The sequence below is a fragment of the Porticoccus sp. GXU_MW_L64 genome, assembly GCF_052983295.1.
Genome location: NZ_JBRKJK010000013.1, coordinates 14171 through 28164, shown reverse-complemented (window position 1 = coordinate 28164; position 13994 = coordinate 14171). Strand labels below are relative to the sequence as shown.

At 58.6% G+C, this 13994-nt stretch carries 11 protein-coding genes; 1 reads left to right on the top strand and 10 read right to left on the bottom strand.

Features of this window, described 5'->3' with window-relative positions:
• Positions 1-2 precede the first annotated feature (2 nt).
• From ACVBEJ_RS11525 to ACVBEJ_RS11485, 9 genes are all read right to left on the bottom strand, one after another.
• Positions 3-1067: a VWA domain-containing protein gene (locus ACVBEJ_RS11525; protein ID WP_447129778.1), complete on the bottom strand. Its 1065-nt coding sequence runs from the start codon at positions 1065-1067 to the stop codon at positions 3-5.
• Between the two features lie 15 nt (positions 1068-1082).
• Positions 1083-2345, bottom strand: a complete 1263-nt coding sequence (locus ACVBEJ_RS11520) for a hypothetical protein (RefSeq protein WP_447129777.1) — start codon at positions 2343-2345, stop codon at positions 1083-1085.
• A gap of 226 nt (positions 2346-2571) precedes the next feature.
• Positions 2572-3372 carry a MotA/TolQ/ExbB proton channel family protein gene (locus tag ACVBEJ_RS11515; protein ID WP_447129776.1) on the bottom strand — a complete coding sequence of 267 codons (801 nt, stop codon included), beginning with the start codon at positions 3370-3372 and terminating at the stop codon, positions 2572-2574.
• Between the two features lie 45 nt (positions 3373-3417).
• Positions 3418-3621 carry a hypothetical protein gene (locus ACVBEJ_RS11510; protein WP_447129775.1) on the bottom strand — a complete coding sequence of 68 codons (204 nt, stop codon included), beginning with the start codon at positions 3619-3621 and terminating at the stop codon, positions 3418-3420.
• A 12-nt stretch (positions 3622-3633) separates the two neighbouring features.
• On the bottom strand, positions 3634-5691 hold the full coding sequence (locus ACVBEJ_RS11505; RefSeq protein WP_447129774.1) for a PEGA domain-containing protein: 2058 nt from the start codon (positions 5689-5691) through the stop codon (positions 3634-3636).
• A 1-nt stretch (position 5692) separates the two neighbouring features.
• Positions 5693-7195 (bottom strand): hypothetical protein, encoded by a 1503-nt coding sequence (locus ACVBEJ_RS11500; RefSeq protein WP_447129773.1) that lies wholly within the window; start codon positions 7193-7195, stop codon positions 5693-5695.
• Positions 7192-8358 (bottom strand): hypothetical protein, encoded by a 1167-nt coding sequence (locus ACVBEJ_RS11495; protein WP_447129772.1) that lies wholly within the window; start codon positions 8356-8358, stop codon positions 7192-7194. Before ACVBEJ_RS11495 ends, ACVBEJ_RS11500 begins: the two co-directional genes overlap by 4 nt.
• Before the next feature lie 110 nt (positions 8359-8468).
• Positions 8469-9746: a hypothetical protein gene (locus tag ACVBEJ_RS11490; protein WP_447129771.1), complete on the bottom strand. Its 1278-nt coding sequence runs from the start codon at positions 9744-9746 to the stop codon at positions 8469-8471.
• The gene (locus tag ACVBEJ_RS11485; protein WP_447129770.1) at positions 9743-11029 is read right to left on the bottom strand and encodes an energy transducer TonB; all 1287 of its coding nucleotides are present in this window, start codon (positions 11027-11029) and stop codon (positions 9743-9745) included. Before ACVBEJ_RS11485 ends, ACVBEJ_RS11490 begins: the two co-directional genes overlap by 4 nt.
• 268 nt (positions 11030-11297) lie before the next feature.
• On the opposite strand from ACVBEJ_RS11485, the gene nhaC reads away from it, so the two are divergent.
• On the top strand, positions 11298-12815 hold the full coding sequence (nhaC, locus tag ACVBEJ_RS11480; RefSeq protein ID WP_447129769.1) for a Na+/H+ antiporter NhaC: 1518 nt from the start codon (positions 11298-11300) through the stop codon (positions 12813-12815).
• Here nhaC and ACVBEJ_RS11475 read toward each other — a convergent pair.
• Positions 12775-13923 carry an energy transducer TonB family protein gene (locus ACVBEJ_RS11475; protein ID WP_447129768.1) on the bottom strand — a complete coding sequence of 383 codons (1149 nt, stop codon included), beginning with the start codon at positions 13921-13923 and terminating at the stop codon, positions 12775-12777. The genes nhaC and ACVBEJ_RS11475 overlap by 41 nt on opposite strands.
• Positions 13924-13994 lie beyond the last annotated feature (71 nt).

Genomic DNA, 13994 nt, shown 5'->3' with positions numbered 1-13994 from the left:
TCCTATGGCCAGTCTCGGGATGGGCTTAAAAATGATCCATTGGTGGCCAGCGCCAGGCGCCAGAATGCGGCGGCGGCGGTGGGGTCGCCCTCAAAGGGAAACAGCACCACATTCACCGGCAGGTTGTTGGGCAGTACTTCCAGCGCGCGGCTGAACAGGCGTTCCCGGTCGCGCCCGGTAATGGTGGCGCGGCGCGGCGGTTGATCTCCTTGGGTGGGCAGACCATCGGTAATCAAAAACAGGTTGTCCACGCGAGGCTGCAACTGGTTAATGGCGCTGAAGGCGTTGATCAGACTGGTGCCTTCGCCGGGTACCACTTCGGCGAGGTTACCGAACAACTGATCCAGTTCTTCCGGGTCGGCAACGCTGGCGTAATCGCTGTGGTCCAGTTCCAACACTTTGTTGGTGTCGGTGTTGAATGTCATTACCTGTACCTGCGTGGAAGGGGGCATTTGCGACACCAGCCATTCCACGGTTTTCAGGGCCCGCTGCCATTTGTCGGCGCGCTTTTTCTCGGCATCGCTGCGGTTGCGGGTAATTACGGTGTTGACGATGTCTTCTGCCAGCATGCTGGCGGAGGCGTCCAGCAGAATCAGCACGTTGCGCCCCCCCAGTTTGATGCCGGTGAGGTACTGGCGATCGCCCTGGCCCACAAAGCGGCGGGTGTCGTTGGCGCGGGACTGGTCTTCCAGGGTGGAAATTTCTTCCTCCAGCTCCTCCACCTGTTTGCGCAGGGTGGCGACGGTTTCTTCCGGGTCGCTCTGGGCGCTCAGCTCCCGTTCCAGCTGTTTAATGCGCTCTACAATGCGGTCGGACAGTCCCTGGGCGGCGTCTTTGTTCTGTTCCACATCCGCCAGGGAGTTGCGCAAAATCACCAGTTCCTTGCGGCCCTCGCGAATGTCTTCCTGTAACAGTTTTACCTCGGCAGCGATATTGGGGTCGGCGGTGGTGATGGTGGTGGGGTCGTGCTTGAGAATCAGGAACAACAGAGTAACCGCGCCAAAGCCACAGGCCATGATGTCGAGAAACGATAAACTGAAGGGACTGAAGCCGCGTTTTTTTGCCATGACTGCGCGCGCCCCTTAATCCACAACAATCAATTGCAGGCGGTGTTGCTGCACTTGGATGATCGAGCCGGGTTGCAGTGTTGGCGGGGCGCTCACTTCCACCTCGGCGGGGGTTTGCAGCAGCAGGCCGGAACCTTTGTTGATAAGCAGTAAATCCCCTTGCTCCGGATCGCAGGGTTCGACGACGCTGCCAGTGACACGCAGCGCCAGTTGCTCGCCAATAGTCAGCGCCCGGTGGCCCACCAACAGGTGGCTGGGCCGGGATGACGACTCGCTGTCGGCGGCTGGCACTGGTGTGGCCACTCGCAAGGCGTTTATCAGATGCAGGGATTGCGAGTCACCACACAGCTGTTGTTTATGGCCCAGGCAGCCTTGCAGAACAGCATCACTTGCCAGCACTTGATGCTCGCCCAGGCGCCGCCGCAGGCCGGGAATTTGCGCCGCCCGGTGGCTGAGGTACAGGGTCTCGCCGTTTTGCCGCAGTTCTTCCACGGCCTGTTGCAGTTGCTTGAGGCGCGATTCACCACTGGCCAGCAGCGGTTCGCGCATCAGGTTGATGTCAAAATCCCCCTTGCTGCTGTGCAGCGATGCGGCCACCTGAGGCTCCCGCTGCAAGGTGGCGAGCCAGTGGGGTAACTGGTCGTAGAGCTGTTGTTCGCCGTCGGCGGTGTGCAGGGGGTCGTAGCGATACTGGCTGATAAACTGTTCCGCCACCTGGTGAGCCCAGTGATCCAGCAGTTGTTTCATTCCCAGGTTGCTCACCGCGTCAGAGTCCAGGCTGCGCAGTTCATTGCGGTGGTCGAGGCGGGTGATCAGCGACTGGTGTTGCTGAATATCCAGATGCAGCGCCGGGCCGGTTGGTGGTTGTGTGCTTACCGCCGCCAGTGCGCTGTTCACCAAACCCACCGCTTTAAAGGGCAAGGCGTTGGCCAGCCCCAGCAGCAGCCCCAGTTGTTCGCGATTAAAGCTGCCGGGAACCGCCAGGATAACCTGTTCGGGTTCGCCGCTGTCTTTGTGCAGTTGCTGCAATTGTGCGTAGGCCAGGTCCGCGTGGTGGCGGGCACTGTTGGTGTGCACCGCCAGTGGGGTGAGGTTGAGCTGCTGCCAGAACTGCTGAAAACTCTGCTGCGGGTCGAGCCAGGCACGACTGCGGGCGATCTCGCCGGTGACAATACGGCCATCCTCCACACGGGCAAGGCCGGGGCTGTGCTGCCAGTTGTCGGCACTGCTGCCGTGGCCGATGGCGCTGTCATTGAGGTCGAATACTGCCAGTGTCATTTAAAAAACCTTGGTCGCACGTCTGACGTCGCACGTCGCACGCTTTGGTTTGGAGCTCTGCAGGTTGGTCTTCAGCTCGTCAATATTGGTGGTAATTGTCGAGTTGTTTGACAGACTAAAGTCTGACCTACAGAGTGCTTGGTTTTAGCGTGCGACGTCAGGCGTGCGACGTGCGACCGCTCATTCAAAAGCTCAAAGCTATTCAGCTTTGCGCCGGTCTAACTAATCAATCGGTCTTCAAATGCCGCAACAATTTGCTGTCCACATAACTGTGGCTGTCCAGCACCAGGCGTTCCTGCAGCAGTTGCAGCTGGTGTACCAGGAACATCACCACAATGCTGATCACCAGGGCGATAAGTGTGGAGTTAAATGCCACGCCCAGTGCGGCGGTTACACCGGCGATGTCGCCCTGTACGGCTTTGTCCGCCTGTCCCAGTGCCTCACCGATACCGCGCACGGTGCCGATAAAGCCGATGGAGGGAATGGCCCAGGCGATGTAGCGCACCATGGACAGTTCCGAGTCGAGGCGGTCGGATTCTTTTTCGCAGGTATCGTTGCTTACTTCGGAGACGTCCTGAATGCTGCGGGTGGTGGTAAAGCGTTGCAGGGCGGCGCTGAGAATGCGCGGCAGCAGGTATTGCTGTTGATCTGTGGGCAGGGCCTGTATGGGGCGCACCAACTGACGGGCGTCTTCCGGCAGGATGCGCGAGCCCTCGTCAATCTGAATCAGCTTCAGTTGCAACAGGCTGCGCTCTTTGATGGAGCGGCGCGCTTTGTAACCCATTATGGCCATGGCCCAGAACATCAGAATAAAACAGGCTTCCTGCTCGAAGTCCTTGAGCACCACATACAGGGAGCGCTCTGCCACCACCACTTCACCGGCGGCTTCCCGCTCCAGCTGGGCCTGCATAATGGCGTTGGCGTTGGGGCGAATCAGGGCCACGTATATGGCGTGCACCATGATCAGCGACAGGATCAGGGCAAATATCTGGAAAAAAAACTCTCGCGAGGCGGCTTGCTGTCTCATGGTGACTGTCTCAAGGGTTTATGTCTCAAGGGGTTTGGTTGCCTGTTAAATGTCGGTGGGGAAGGGCACGGAAAAATCTTCCGACAGTTCTTCAGTGGGCTTGAAAATGACAGGCTTTTTGGCCTTCTTTTTATCCCCGTCTTTGGGTTGTTCCTGGCCGTCTTTCTTCTCGGGCTCTTTGGGCTGCTCTGCCGCTACTGCGGCCAGTGCCAGGGTTGCGATAGCGGCGAGTAACAATAACTTTTTCATAACCAATTCCTGCTATTCAACATATCGGGCGATGCGAAAACCCACGTCGTCACGGGGTGCATTGCCGTAGTCGCGGAACGACAAACGCAACTCGGTGATGCTGCTGTGGCGCCAGCTGGAGCCGCGAATCACGTGAAATTCACCGTCTTCCGGGCCAGTGGGGTCTACCACTTTTTTGCCGCCGAGACTGATTTCAATGCCGTAAAAATCGTTGACCCATTCGGCGGCGTTGCCGCTGAGGTCGTAGATGCCATAGTGATTGGCGGCAAATTTACCCACCGGGGCGGTCACCGGGTGACTGTCGTTGTAGCCTTTGACCACACTGGGGGTGATTTTCGCCGCAGAATTATCCGCGAAGTTGCCAGAGCCACTGGTGGGTGGGTACGTGTTGCCCCAGCTGTACTTGAGTGGGTAGTTGCCGGTGTGACGGGCGGCCCAGGCCCACTCTGCTTCGGTGGGCAGGCGGTAGCCGGTGGCGTTTGCGTTGGTGCCGGTCACTTTGTTGTCTTTGGTCTGGTAGAACAGCGGCAGACCCTCGCGGGCACTGAGCCAGTTGCAGTACAGCGCGGCCTGTTGCCAGCTGACATTGACCACCGGCTGTTTGGCGCTGGACAGGGTGACGCCCCCGGTCTGGCGCGAGAAGTGGCTGCTGTCAAAGGCCATAAAGTCTTTGTTGGTGACTTCGTGGGTGGCCAGGTAAAAGGGCCGTTTGAGAATCACCTGGCGCTGCACTTCGTTGGCGCGTCGGCCCGGCTCCCGGCGCGATGCACCCATGGCGAACAGCCCTTCCGGGCGGAACAGTTTTAACCCCTGGCCCAGTTCGGTTTTGATCTGTTTGGGGGTGGCAGCCCAGCGCGCTTCGGTTTCGGTGAGCAGTTTGAACTGCATCAACTGTTCGATACCGGGGCGCGGGGTAAAGCTGCGGCTCTGGCTGGCGTAACCCTTGCGGCGTACTTCAATGCGATGGGGTTTGGCAGGCAGGGGAAAGCTGTCGCCACCGCTGCCGCGCAACGTGCCGTTGATAAATACCTGGGCATCGGCGGGACTGGTGGTTACCTGCAGGCTGCCGGTTTCCGGCGCCAGATTAACCGCCAGTTGTTGTTCGTTGCCAGAGGGAACGGTCACTGAGCGGCGGCTGGTGAAATAGCCTTCCAGAAACAGCGACAGGTTGTGCCGGGTATCCGGTTGCAGTTCCAGCTCCAGTGGCGTCTGACCGCGGAAGGTGCCGTTGACGGTAACCGACGCTCCCGCCGGAGTACTGCTGAGGCGCAGCAGGCCGTCCACTTTGTCGAGCACGATGTTGTCAATGGCCAGGGATTCACCGGCCCCCACCTGCAATTTTTTGTGCCAGGATTTGTGCCCCGGTAATTGCACTTTAACGTCTTCTCCCCAGGTGAGCAGCTCGGTAGTGAGTGGGGTAACCCCGCGCTTTTCACCGGACACAAACACCTCGGCACCGGCGGGGCTGGAGGTCAGTTGTAACTGCCCCCAGGCCGGGTCCAGGCTGACATCCAATTCCTGAGTCTGGTCCAGACCGGTAATGTCTACCGTCAGACTGCGGGTAAAGTGGCGTGGTGCTGCCAGTTGCAACTGGTGTTCGCCGGGGCTGAGGTCGCCCAGGCGCAGCGGGCTCTGGCCCACTACTTGCCCGTCCAGGGTCACTTCTGCCCCCGGTGGCTGGCTGCTCAATTGCAGGTGGCCGGGCTTTTTCTCCAGGCTCAGGGCAAAGCGCTGGTTGTCATCGTTGCTGACGTCGATTTGCTGGTTCAGGGTGTGATAGCCCTCGGCGCTGGCGCGAACGGAGTAACTGCCCGGGCGCACCAGGTAACTGTCCGACAGTTGAAACACCAGACCGCCCTCTACCTCCACACTGGCTGCGGCGGGATCCGGGTCAAAAAAGATCGCCCTTGCGGTGAGCAGGAACCACAGCACCACTGCGGCCAGAAGCAACGCCACGGCAATCACAATGGCTACCGGGTGCACCCGCTTGCGGCGCACGATGGGGCCGTCGAGGGGGGCGAATTCCGCAGGTGTAATGGTTTGCGGAGATTGCTGTGAATGGTCTGCCACGTCAGATGATGTCCTTGCACTTGATGATGATGGGGCCACTGGGGGCTGTGCCGGTAATGGTAAATTCCACCCGGATATCCCGGTACCCTTTACGGCTGCCAGTGGCTACATAGCGCCCCGGCTTGAGTTTGATTTGCTTGCTGTTGAACTTGCCCAGCTCGCCCACACGGAACAGGGTGACCAGGGTGGCGTTGTCGGACTGAATTTCCACCGGCCAGGGGGTAGCGGCTTTGATCAATGCGGTTTGCAGGGCGGCAATCTGTTTGTTGAGCCGGGGGCCGCGCTGGTCGATGGCGCGGGCTTCCTGCAGGTATTGGGTGGCGTCCTGATAGACATTGGAGCTGGTGAGACGCATGGAGTTGTCGATCAGGTTTTGCAGTTTCTCATCCAACTGGGCGCGCACGCTGCTGCGAATTTGCCCGCTGCGGGCCTCTACCACGGAGCTGTCTTTGTTGAGTACCTGATTGTAGAGGGTTTCCGCCGCCTGCCAGTTTTCCTCCTGTTCCCGCTGGCCGGCAACGGCCAATTGTTGTTGCAGGGTTTGCCGGGTCTGGCGGTTTTGCGCCTGGGTGAGTCCCCGTTGTGCTTCGCTGCTGCCGGGGCGCAGGGCCAGGGCATTTTTAAAGGCTTTGCTGGCGCTCATCAGTTGGCCTTTTTCCAGGTGGCTGTAACCGCGACTGATGGCCTGGATGTAGTCCCGCTCGGCAATCTGTTGCTGGATATCCGCCAGGGTTTGTTGCGCTCCCCGGTGTTTGTTGTCCAGAGACAGAGCGCTGTTGGCCTGTTCAAGTGCCTGTTCAAGATCGCCATTTTCCTGAGACAGCTCTGCCTGAACCAGTGCTTCAAGCACCGCATCCAGAGTGGCCGCCCGTTGTAAGCCTGTGGTGGCGCTGCTGTTTTTGGGGTCGATGGCCTGGGCCAGCTGAAAGTGTGTTTGAGCACTGCTGGCGTCGCCGCTGTCGATGGCTTGCATGCCTTGTTGCAGGGCGTTGGCCAGGGTGCTTTCCACTTGTTGTTCCAGCCCGGTGAGGGTTTGCAGGGCATTTTGGTAGCCATCGAGAGCGTCGTTAAAACGGCGTTCCCGGAAGGCGATGTCCGCTTCTGCGGCAGTGTCTGCCGCTTGCTGGTAGTCTTCGGCTCCCCACTGCATAACGGCTTTGCCCTGCAAAAATTCCTGGGCTTCCAGCAGTTTGGCGAGAATGTCCTGGGCGTTGCGGCGGGCTTGCGCCAGCTGAGCTTCTTGCCAGGGGGATTCCAGCGGTTTGGCTGCGGTACCTGTACTGTTGGGCTGGGTTTCCTCGACGGCGACCGGGGCGATTTCCGGTGGCGTAACCAGATTGGGCAGCACAAAGATCACCGCCAGTGCCAGCAGGCCCACCACTCCCAGCCCGGCAAACACCCAGGGGTTGGTCCGGGGTTTGGGGGTCTGTTCGATAACGGTTTGAGGCTGGGTTTCCGGGGTGTCAGTGGATTGTTTCGTATCAGTAGGTGATTGTTGGCTCATTCCAGTCCGCGTTCTTGTTCGTAGATTTGTTGCAGGAGTTGTTTCCATTCCTGGTATTGGGCTTCCACATTGCCGGTGAGGGTAATGGTGCGATCTTCCAGATCGATGACCTGAGGCTCGATGTCCGCTTCCAGAGAAGAACCCAGTTCCACCAGGGCGTCCACGTGGGTTTGCGCTTCCTGGCGTTTGCCGAGGGCGTCTTTCAGCAAAACGCCACCGGCACCGGCGGCCACCAGGCCACCCAGTTGGCTGGAACCGTTGTCGCTGCCTGCGGCGAGTATGCCACCGATAATGGCCAGGCCACCAATAATGCCGCGGTTGACGGAGCTTTTACGCAGTTTTTCGATGGCAATAATGTCGTCGTAACTGGTGGCGCGCCAGTCCTGATAGGGTTTGTTCATGCGCTTGGCAAAGGTTTGGTAGTGCTCCTGCATGGTGTCGATGTACAGGTAGTCGCGTTCGCGAATGGGGCGCACCCGTTGCAGGATGGAGTCGTTTTCCGCCGGCAGAGAAGCGACCTTCAGCTCGCCCTTTTTGTCGGTTTCAATGTGGCGGTCAAAGGCCTGCGGGGAGAAGTCCTGGGCGAAGCGCAGTTCCGATATGGTGCGCAATTCAGCGCTGCGTTCAGCGGGCAGCTTGTCGTGGTAGCGCATCAGATCGTTGGCGATGCGGTTGAACACACCCTGGAAGGGGTCGCGGCCCCGCTGACGGCGCTCGTAGGCGTATTTGCCCACGGTTTCTGTGTAGGTTTCCGTGTACCAGTGGCGGCCACTGGAATCGCTGACGCGAATTTCCAGTTCCAGGGTTTTGCCGTTGGAATTGAGAATGGTGCCTTCCACGTAAACATCGGTGACAGTGGCGGTACCGGGAATCACCCGCACAGCACCCCAGGCGGCACTGTTTTGCACGGTCAGACTGATTTGGTGGGCCAGAAATTGGGCTTCCGCGTTGCGCAATTCCGGCAGCAGGGTTTCGTTTTCTTCGGCTTTGTCGAGGCCGGGGTCGAGGGGGATAATGCCCACGTCCAGCAGTTCGCGGCTGGACTCCTCATTGATGTTCTGCTGTTCCAGCGGTGTGTAAGCGGTGGTGGTCACCAAATTGGTGTTGCAGCCAGCCAAAAACGCCAGGGCCGCCAAAACAGGAATGCTTTTCAGTAATCGCACGTTATGCCTCATGGTATTTTTGTCGCTCTGCTGTTGTGGGTGTGGGTGAGTGCGGGCTTGGTTTTAATGTCAGTATCGATTTTTAATTTCTGACACCGCTATTTACCGTTCTACTTCCCATTTTTGTAGCGACGGTACTCGTCCCACAGTTTTTCCCGCAGTTCCGGGTCGGTTTCGCTTTGCGCCGCTTCGCGAATCTGGCGGGCGACAATGTCGTCGTCGCGGCCATCGGGGATGTCGTCGGGTATGGCTGCGTGCTCACCGGCATTGCCAATGCCGCCGCCACCGCCCTGTGATGCCTGGGCTGCATTTTCTTCGGTGCCCGGGAATTCAGGGGATTCCGCCTGCTGTTGTTCGCCGCCTGCAGCGCCCGCTTCTGCCGGGTCGCCTTCTTCAAACAAACCTTCGGCGCCGCCGGTGTATTCTTCGCCGCCTTCAAATTCGCCGGGTTTGCCCTGGGCATTGACGCGCTCGGAGAGAATCATGCCGTCGAACACGCCGATGGAGGCTTCCAGAGCGGCGTCCAGATCACCCAGGGTTTCGCCGCCAGTGCGCGAACCGCTACCGCCGCCGGGCAAGCCGGGCAGTGACGGGAAGCCGATACCGGGGGTGGCTCCGGGTATGCCGATAACGTCGATCAGGTCTTGCAGAATAGCCACCTGCTCAACTGTAATGGTGACTGGAATGTCACCATTGCCGTTGTTGGCCTGGGCCCGTTCGTTGGCTTCGATGCTGCCTTCCAGGTCGGCGAGAATGTCCAGCAGTGCCTGTTCTCCAGCGGGGTCAAGCTGGCCATTTTCCACACTGACGCGAATGTCACCCAGCACATCCTGATACTGTTCTACACGGGCTTGTTCTGCGGGGGTGGCGTTGGGGTCGCTGGCGGCTTTTTCCAGGGCCGCGTCTATATCGGCGAGCACTTCCAACAGCTGTTCATGGGTGGCCGCTTCGCTGCCGCCAGGTTGAGCATCCAGATCGGGAATGTCTTCTGACTGGCGGTTTTCCCCACCGGGGCGAGAGCCGAAAATGTCTTCAGCGGTCTCTGGTGAGCCCTGTTCACCCTGCTGCCTGGAGTCTGAACTCTGTTGTGATGATTCCGGGCCAGAGCGACTGGAAGTGCTGGGTATGGGTGGGGCGCCGCCGGGCAGGGGTGACCCGGACGGCGGTTGCGCCGAGGGACTGGAGGGGCTCGACGACGGTGATGGCTGTGACGGGCGCGACGAGCTGGAAGGGCTGGACGGCGACGGAATCGACGGGCTCGGCGACCCGGAAGACGGGCTGCTGGGGGGCTGCGGCAGTTGCGAGCTGCTCTGTGGGCTCTGGGTTTGGCAGCTGGCCAAAGTAGCCCCCAGCACGATGGCCAGGGCAATGGTGTTTACTTGTTTCATGGTTTTTTACCCGAGAATTTTTCGCTGAGACGCAGCAGGTAAGTGTAGTTGTCGTAGCCCACCGGTTGGCCGTTTTCGTAGCGGGGCCGGAAGCGGGTCTTTTTGATGGTGCGAATGGCCCGTTGTGCCGCTTTGCGATCGTCTTCCGGAAAGGTGCGCACCACCTCCACCTTTCTTGCCCGCCCACGTTTGTCGATGGTCATGGTGGCTTCTACCAGGGTTCCCTGGTTGGGTGGGCCACTGTCAAAGTTGGGCAGGCTGTCCGGCTCGCCAAGCAGTTCTTCAAGGCCTTCCTGGTCATCGTTGTCGTTGAGCAGGTGCCAGGCTTTCTGGTAGCTGTCCCGGGCCGAGTTGGGGCGGTTATAAATGGTGAACCAGTTGCCCAGTTCCACCATTACCCTGGCTTTTTCCCTGGGCGCGGCATTGTTGTCGTTGAGGATGTCGATAATACGCTGGTAGGAGTCGCGGCCTATGGTGTAGGAGCTGGTCAGGATCAGCTCCTGGTTGCTGTATCTGCCCGTGGATGCCGCTCTGTTCAAATGCTGCACTTCCCGGTTGGCGTCAAAGCCTTTGCTGTTTTCTCCCTCAAGGTGTTTGTACTTGGCAAGGTGGTTGTTCACATGCCAGGAGCTTTGGGCATTGCTGCGCAGCAGGTTGACCATATTGCTGGCGAACTTCATGGGGTTCTGTTCGGCAATGGCCAGCGCGCTATTGGTGATGGAAATGGAAAAAGTGAGGTAGCCGATGGAATCCCGCTGGATGTTGTCGATATACGCCTGCCGGTGCCATTCGGCCATTTCCTCCAGCAATGGCAGCAGTTCCGGAGCTGAACGTCCGTAATGGATGGAATACAGCTTGCTCAGGTGAGTGTAAGAGCGGCTGACGGATGTCAGGTCTTGCTGGGCTTCGTAACTGTTGATCAGGGCACGCAGGGCCGGTTCTTGCTGGATGCTGTAAATGCCGTGGTTGACCTTGGAAACATGCAGCGAGTGGTTGAGTGTGCCAATGGCTTCATCGTGCTCGCCCACCTGTTGCAGTGCCCGGCCCAGCCCCAAAAGAGACTCTGCCATGGCCTCGCCGTAGGCACCCTGGTCCGCTTCCTGGTCTTCAATCACGGCGCGCAATTTGTCCACTTCCCAGTGAGCGGGTTGGCCGCTGGCCGGGGTTTCGGGGGCGGTTGTGTCGGGGGTGTCCGGAGTAGCAGTAACCTCGGCCTCTGCACCATGGGCCTGCAAGGTGCTGGCGGTTATCAACGTAAATGCAAAGACTGTTTTAAGAAGCATAAATGGTATTGCCCGGGTAGGTTGTCACCACTTAGAACCATCAGCCGTGGTATGGTTCCGAATCAGACCCATTGAGGTTCCATATTTGCCAACAGGCTACACTTGTTCTACCCCATTTCGGCACAGATGGAAAGCCTCATTGACTGAGGGACGCCGGGAGTAATGGATAACGTCGTCAGCGGCGTCAGGTTGACCGGTGCAGACGGTCAGCCTGCCGTGTCAGGGCAGCAGTGGGCGCAAATACAAAATAATAACCGTCGAGGTGTGCATGAGCTCTGTTCCTGAACCTTCCCCCCAGTCCTCTCCTGAAAGAGCGCCCAGTCTGCTGGATGTGTTATTGCCGGTGCTGGTGTTGATCGGTTGTTTGCTGTTGTTGCTCGACAGCTTTGCCGACAACGCCGGCGGCTATACCCAGTTGGCGTTACTAGCGGCGGCGATTACCGCTTGCCTGGTGGGGTTGAAAAACCGGGTGAGCTGGGGGGCGCTGGAAGACGGCATGATAAATTCCGTGACGGCTGGCTTGAAAGCCATCTTGGTACTGTTGGTTGTGGGCGGTTTGGTGGGCAGCTGGATACTGGCGGGCACTGTGCCGGCCATGATTTACTGGGGTACCCAGCTGTTGTCGCCGCAGTGGTTTTATCCCGCAGCGGCACTGATTTGTGCGATTACCGGGCTGAGTATCGGCAGCTCCTGGACTGTGGCCGGTGCTTTGGGTGTGGGGCTGATGGGGGTGGCGTCTGTGATGGGGCTGTCGCCCGCCATAACCGCCGGTGCCATTCTGTCCGGGGCGTATATGGGGGATAAACTGTCGCCGCTGTCGGACACCACCAATCTGGCAGCCGGTGTTACCGGCAATGACCTGTTCCGCCATATTCGCCATATGGGGTGGACCACCATTCCCGCCTTTGTGATTTCCCTGTTGGTGTTTGTGGTTGTCGGCAGTGGCGGCAATTCATCGAATGGCGATCTGGGTGGGGAAATTGCCGCGGTAAATCGCTTGCTGGGCCAACAGTTCTATCTCGGCCTGCCGGTGTTTGTGCCGCTGCTGGTGGTGTTGGCGCTGGCGTTACTGCGCAAGCCGGTATTGCCGGCGTTGATGGCGGGTATGGTGACCGGTGTATTGGTGGCGTTGGTGTTTCAGAAAGCCCAGGTTGTTTCTCTTGGTGGGGGCGAGGCTGTTGGCGAAGGTACCGGGGTTTTGGTAAAAGGTGTCGCCATTGCCCTGTTGGATGGCTTTGCCATGAACAGCGGCAACACCATGGTGGACGATTTGCTCTCCAAGGGCGGTATGGGGAATATGCTGTCCACGGTTTTTTTGATCGTTTGCGCACTGACCTTTGGTGGAGCTTTTGAACGGGCCGGGCTGCTCAAACGGGCGGTTGACGGTATTTTGCGGCGGGTGAAGACTGTTGGTGGTTTGATCAGTTCTACCCTGGCCACCAGTCTCGGTGTCAATATCACCTGTGCAGACCAGTATATTTCCGTGGTGATGCCTGCACGCATGTATAAAGACGCCTATCGCCAGCGCGGTCTTCACCCGTTGAATCTGTCCCGTGCGGTGGAGGATGCGGGCACCATTACTTCGGTGTTGATTCCCTGGAATACCTGCGGCATTTACATGGCCGGGGTGTTGGGGGTAACCGCCTGGGGGTGGGGCTCCGGCCTGGGTGCATTTGCCTACGCTCCCTGGGCCATATTCTGTTGGTTGTGCCCGATTATCAGTGCTGTTTACGGGTACACCGCCTTTAAGGTGTTGCCATTGGAGGCAGATTCAAGGGCAGATTGAATTCAATGCTGCCCGGTACCACTTTGCCATCCACTATGGCCAACCGATAGGGCAGGCGTTGTGCTGCCTGTTGTGCGGCGCTGATCACCTGGGTGTCGTCGGCGGGGTAAGTTTCCAGCACTTCGATGCGCTCCACTTTGCCTTCGGTATCCACATGAGCCTTGATGCGCGCCAGTGATGAGGCGTCGCCGATTTGTTTGTGGTTATTGGCAAACAGTGGCATTGGCCGCCCCAGCCAATCCATAAGCTGCTCGGTACGTTGAGCGTTGAACAGGGTGTTCCAGGCTTGCCGATAGGCCTTTTGCGAGGCCTTAGGCAGTTTTAACCGTTGCAGATAATCCCCCAAATCGATTTGCGCTTGCGCCAGTGTCTCTGGCAACGCCTGATTATGGCGCAGGATGCGCACTATTCGCCGACGAGCTTCAAGCCCCTGTTGGAATACCTGCTCGGTAAACTGTTGATGAAACGAGCCTTGGCCGTTAAAAAAACGCAACTGGTTCAGGTAATGCTCAGTGAGGTGGTGGCTGCTGCGGGCAATTTGCTCCAGGGGCTCGATCAGCGCAAGGTGGCGATCGTCGTTGTAGTGGTGGCTGATAATACTTTCACTGTGTTTTGCCAGGCGCACGGACATTTGCAAGTTGCCCAGGCGATTGCTGGTCGGCAAACGGCTGTAGCGTTGGAAATGCCACTGGCTGTCGCTCATCAGGGTGTCTACATCGCCGATGGTTAACGGGGTATTGAGTTGGTGGTTATTGATGTCTGCCAGGCGCTGATTCAGCAGTGGCGTTTCTTCCAGTTCGCCACTGGCCTCGGCCACATCAATCAGAGCCCGCAATGCCGCTGCCTGCTGGGGTGCCCTGGGGCCAAAATTGACACGGCTTACCTGCAGTGCCAGTTGCAGAGCTCTGGCGGCCTGCAAAAAATCTCCCTGGCGGGAAAATTCCACCCCCTGTTGCTGGTAGAGCTCTATCAGCGAGGCATCAAAAGGCCCCAGCAGGGCAGACTGTTGTTCTATTTGTTGGCTGTAGGTGGTGTTATTTGCTGGTGCCGATTGCTCCTGGGCATTGGCAGCGAAGGTAACGGACAGGGCAAGCAGTATTTTCCACATAGGAATGATGGGGTTTGAGGTTAATGGTGCTTGCGAATCACGGCCGCCACTCTCAGCTGTGCTGTACCTCA

Coding starts and splice junctions, on each gene's coding strand:
- ACVBEJ_RS11520 (WP_447129777.1), bottom strand. CDS start 2,345: ATGACACTGGCAGTATTCGACCTCAATGACAGCGCCATCGGCCACGGC.
- ACVBEJ_RS11485 (WP_447129770.1), bottom strand. CDS start 11,029: ATGCTTCTTAAAACAGTCTTTGCATTTACGTTGATAACCGCCAGCACC.
- ACVBEJ_RS11500 (WP_447129773.1), bottom strand. CDS start 7,195: ATGAGCCAACAATCACCTACTGATACGAAACAATCCACTGACACCCCG.
- ACVBEJ_RS11490 (WP_447129771.1), bottom strand. CDS start 9,746: ATGAAACAAGTAAACACCATTGCCCTGGCCATCGTGCTGGGGGCTACT.
- ACVBEJ_RS11510 (WP_447129775.1), bottom strand. CDS start 3,621: ATGAAAAAGTTATTGTTACTCGCCGCTATCGCAACCCTGGCACTGGCC.
- ACVBEJ_RS11525 (WP_447129778.1), bottom strand. CDS start 1,067: ATGGCAAAAAAACGCGGCTTCAGTCCCTTCAGTTTATCGTTTCTCGAC.
- nhaC (WP_447129769.1), top strand. CDS start 11,298: ATGAGCTCTGTTCCTGAACCTTCCCCCCAGTCCTCTCCTGAAAGAGCG.
- ACVBEJ_RS11515 (WP_447129776.1), bottom strand. CDS start 3,372: ATGAGACAGCAAGCCGCCTCGCGAGAGTTTTTTTTCCAGATATTTGCC.
- ACVBEJ_RS11475 (WP_447129768.1), bottom strand. CDS start 13,923: ATGTGGAAAATACTGCTTGCCCTGTCCGTTACCTTCGCTGCCAATGCC.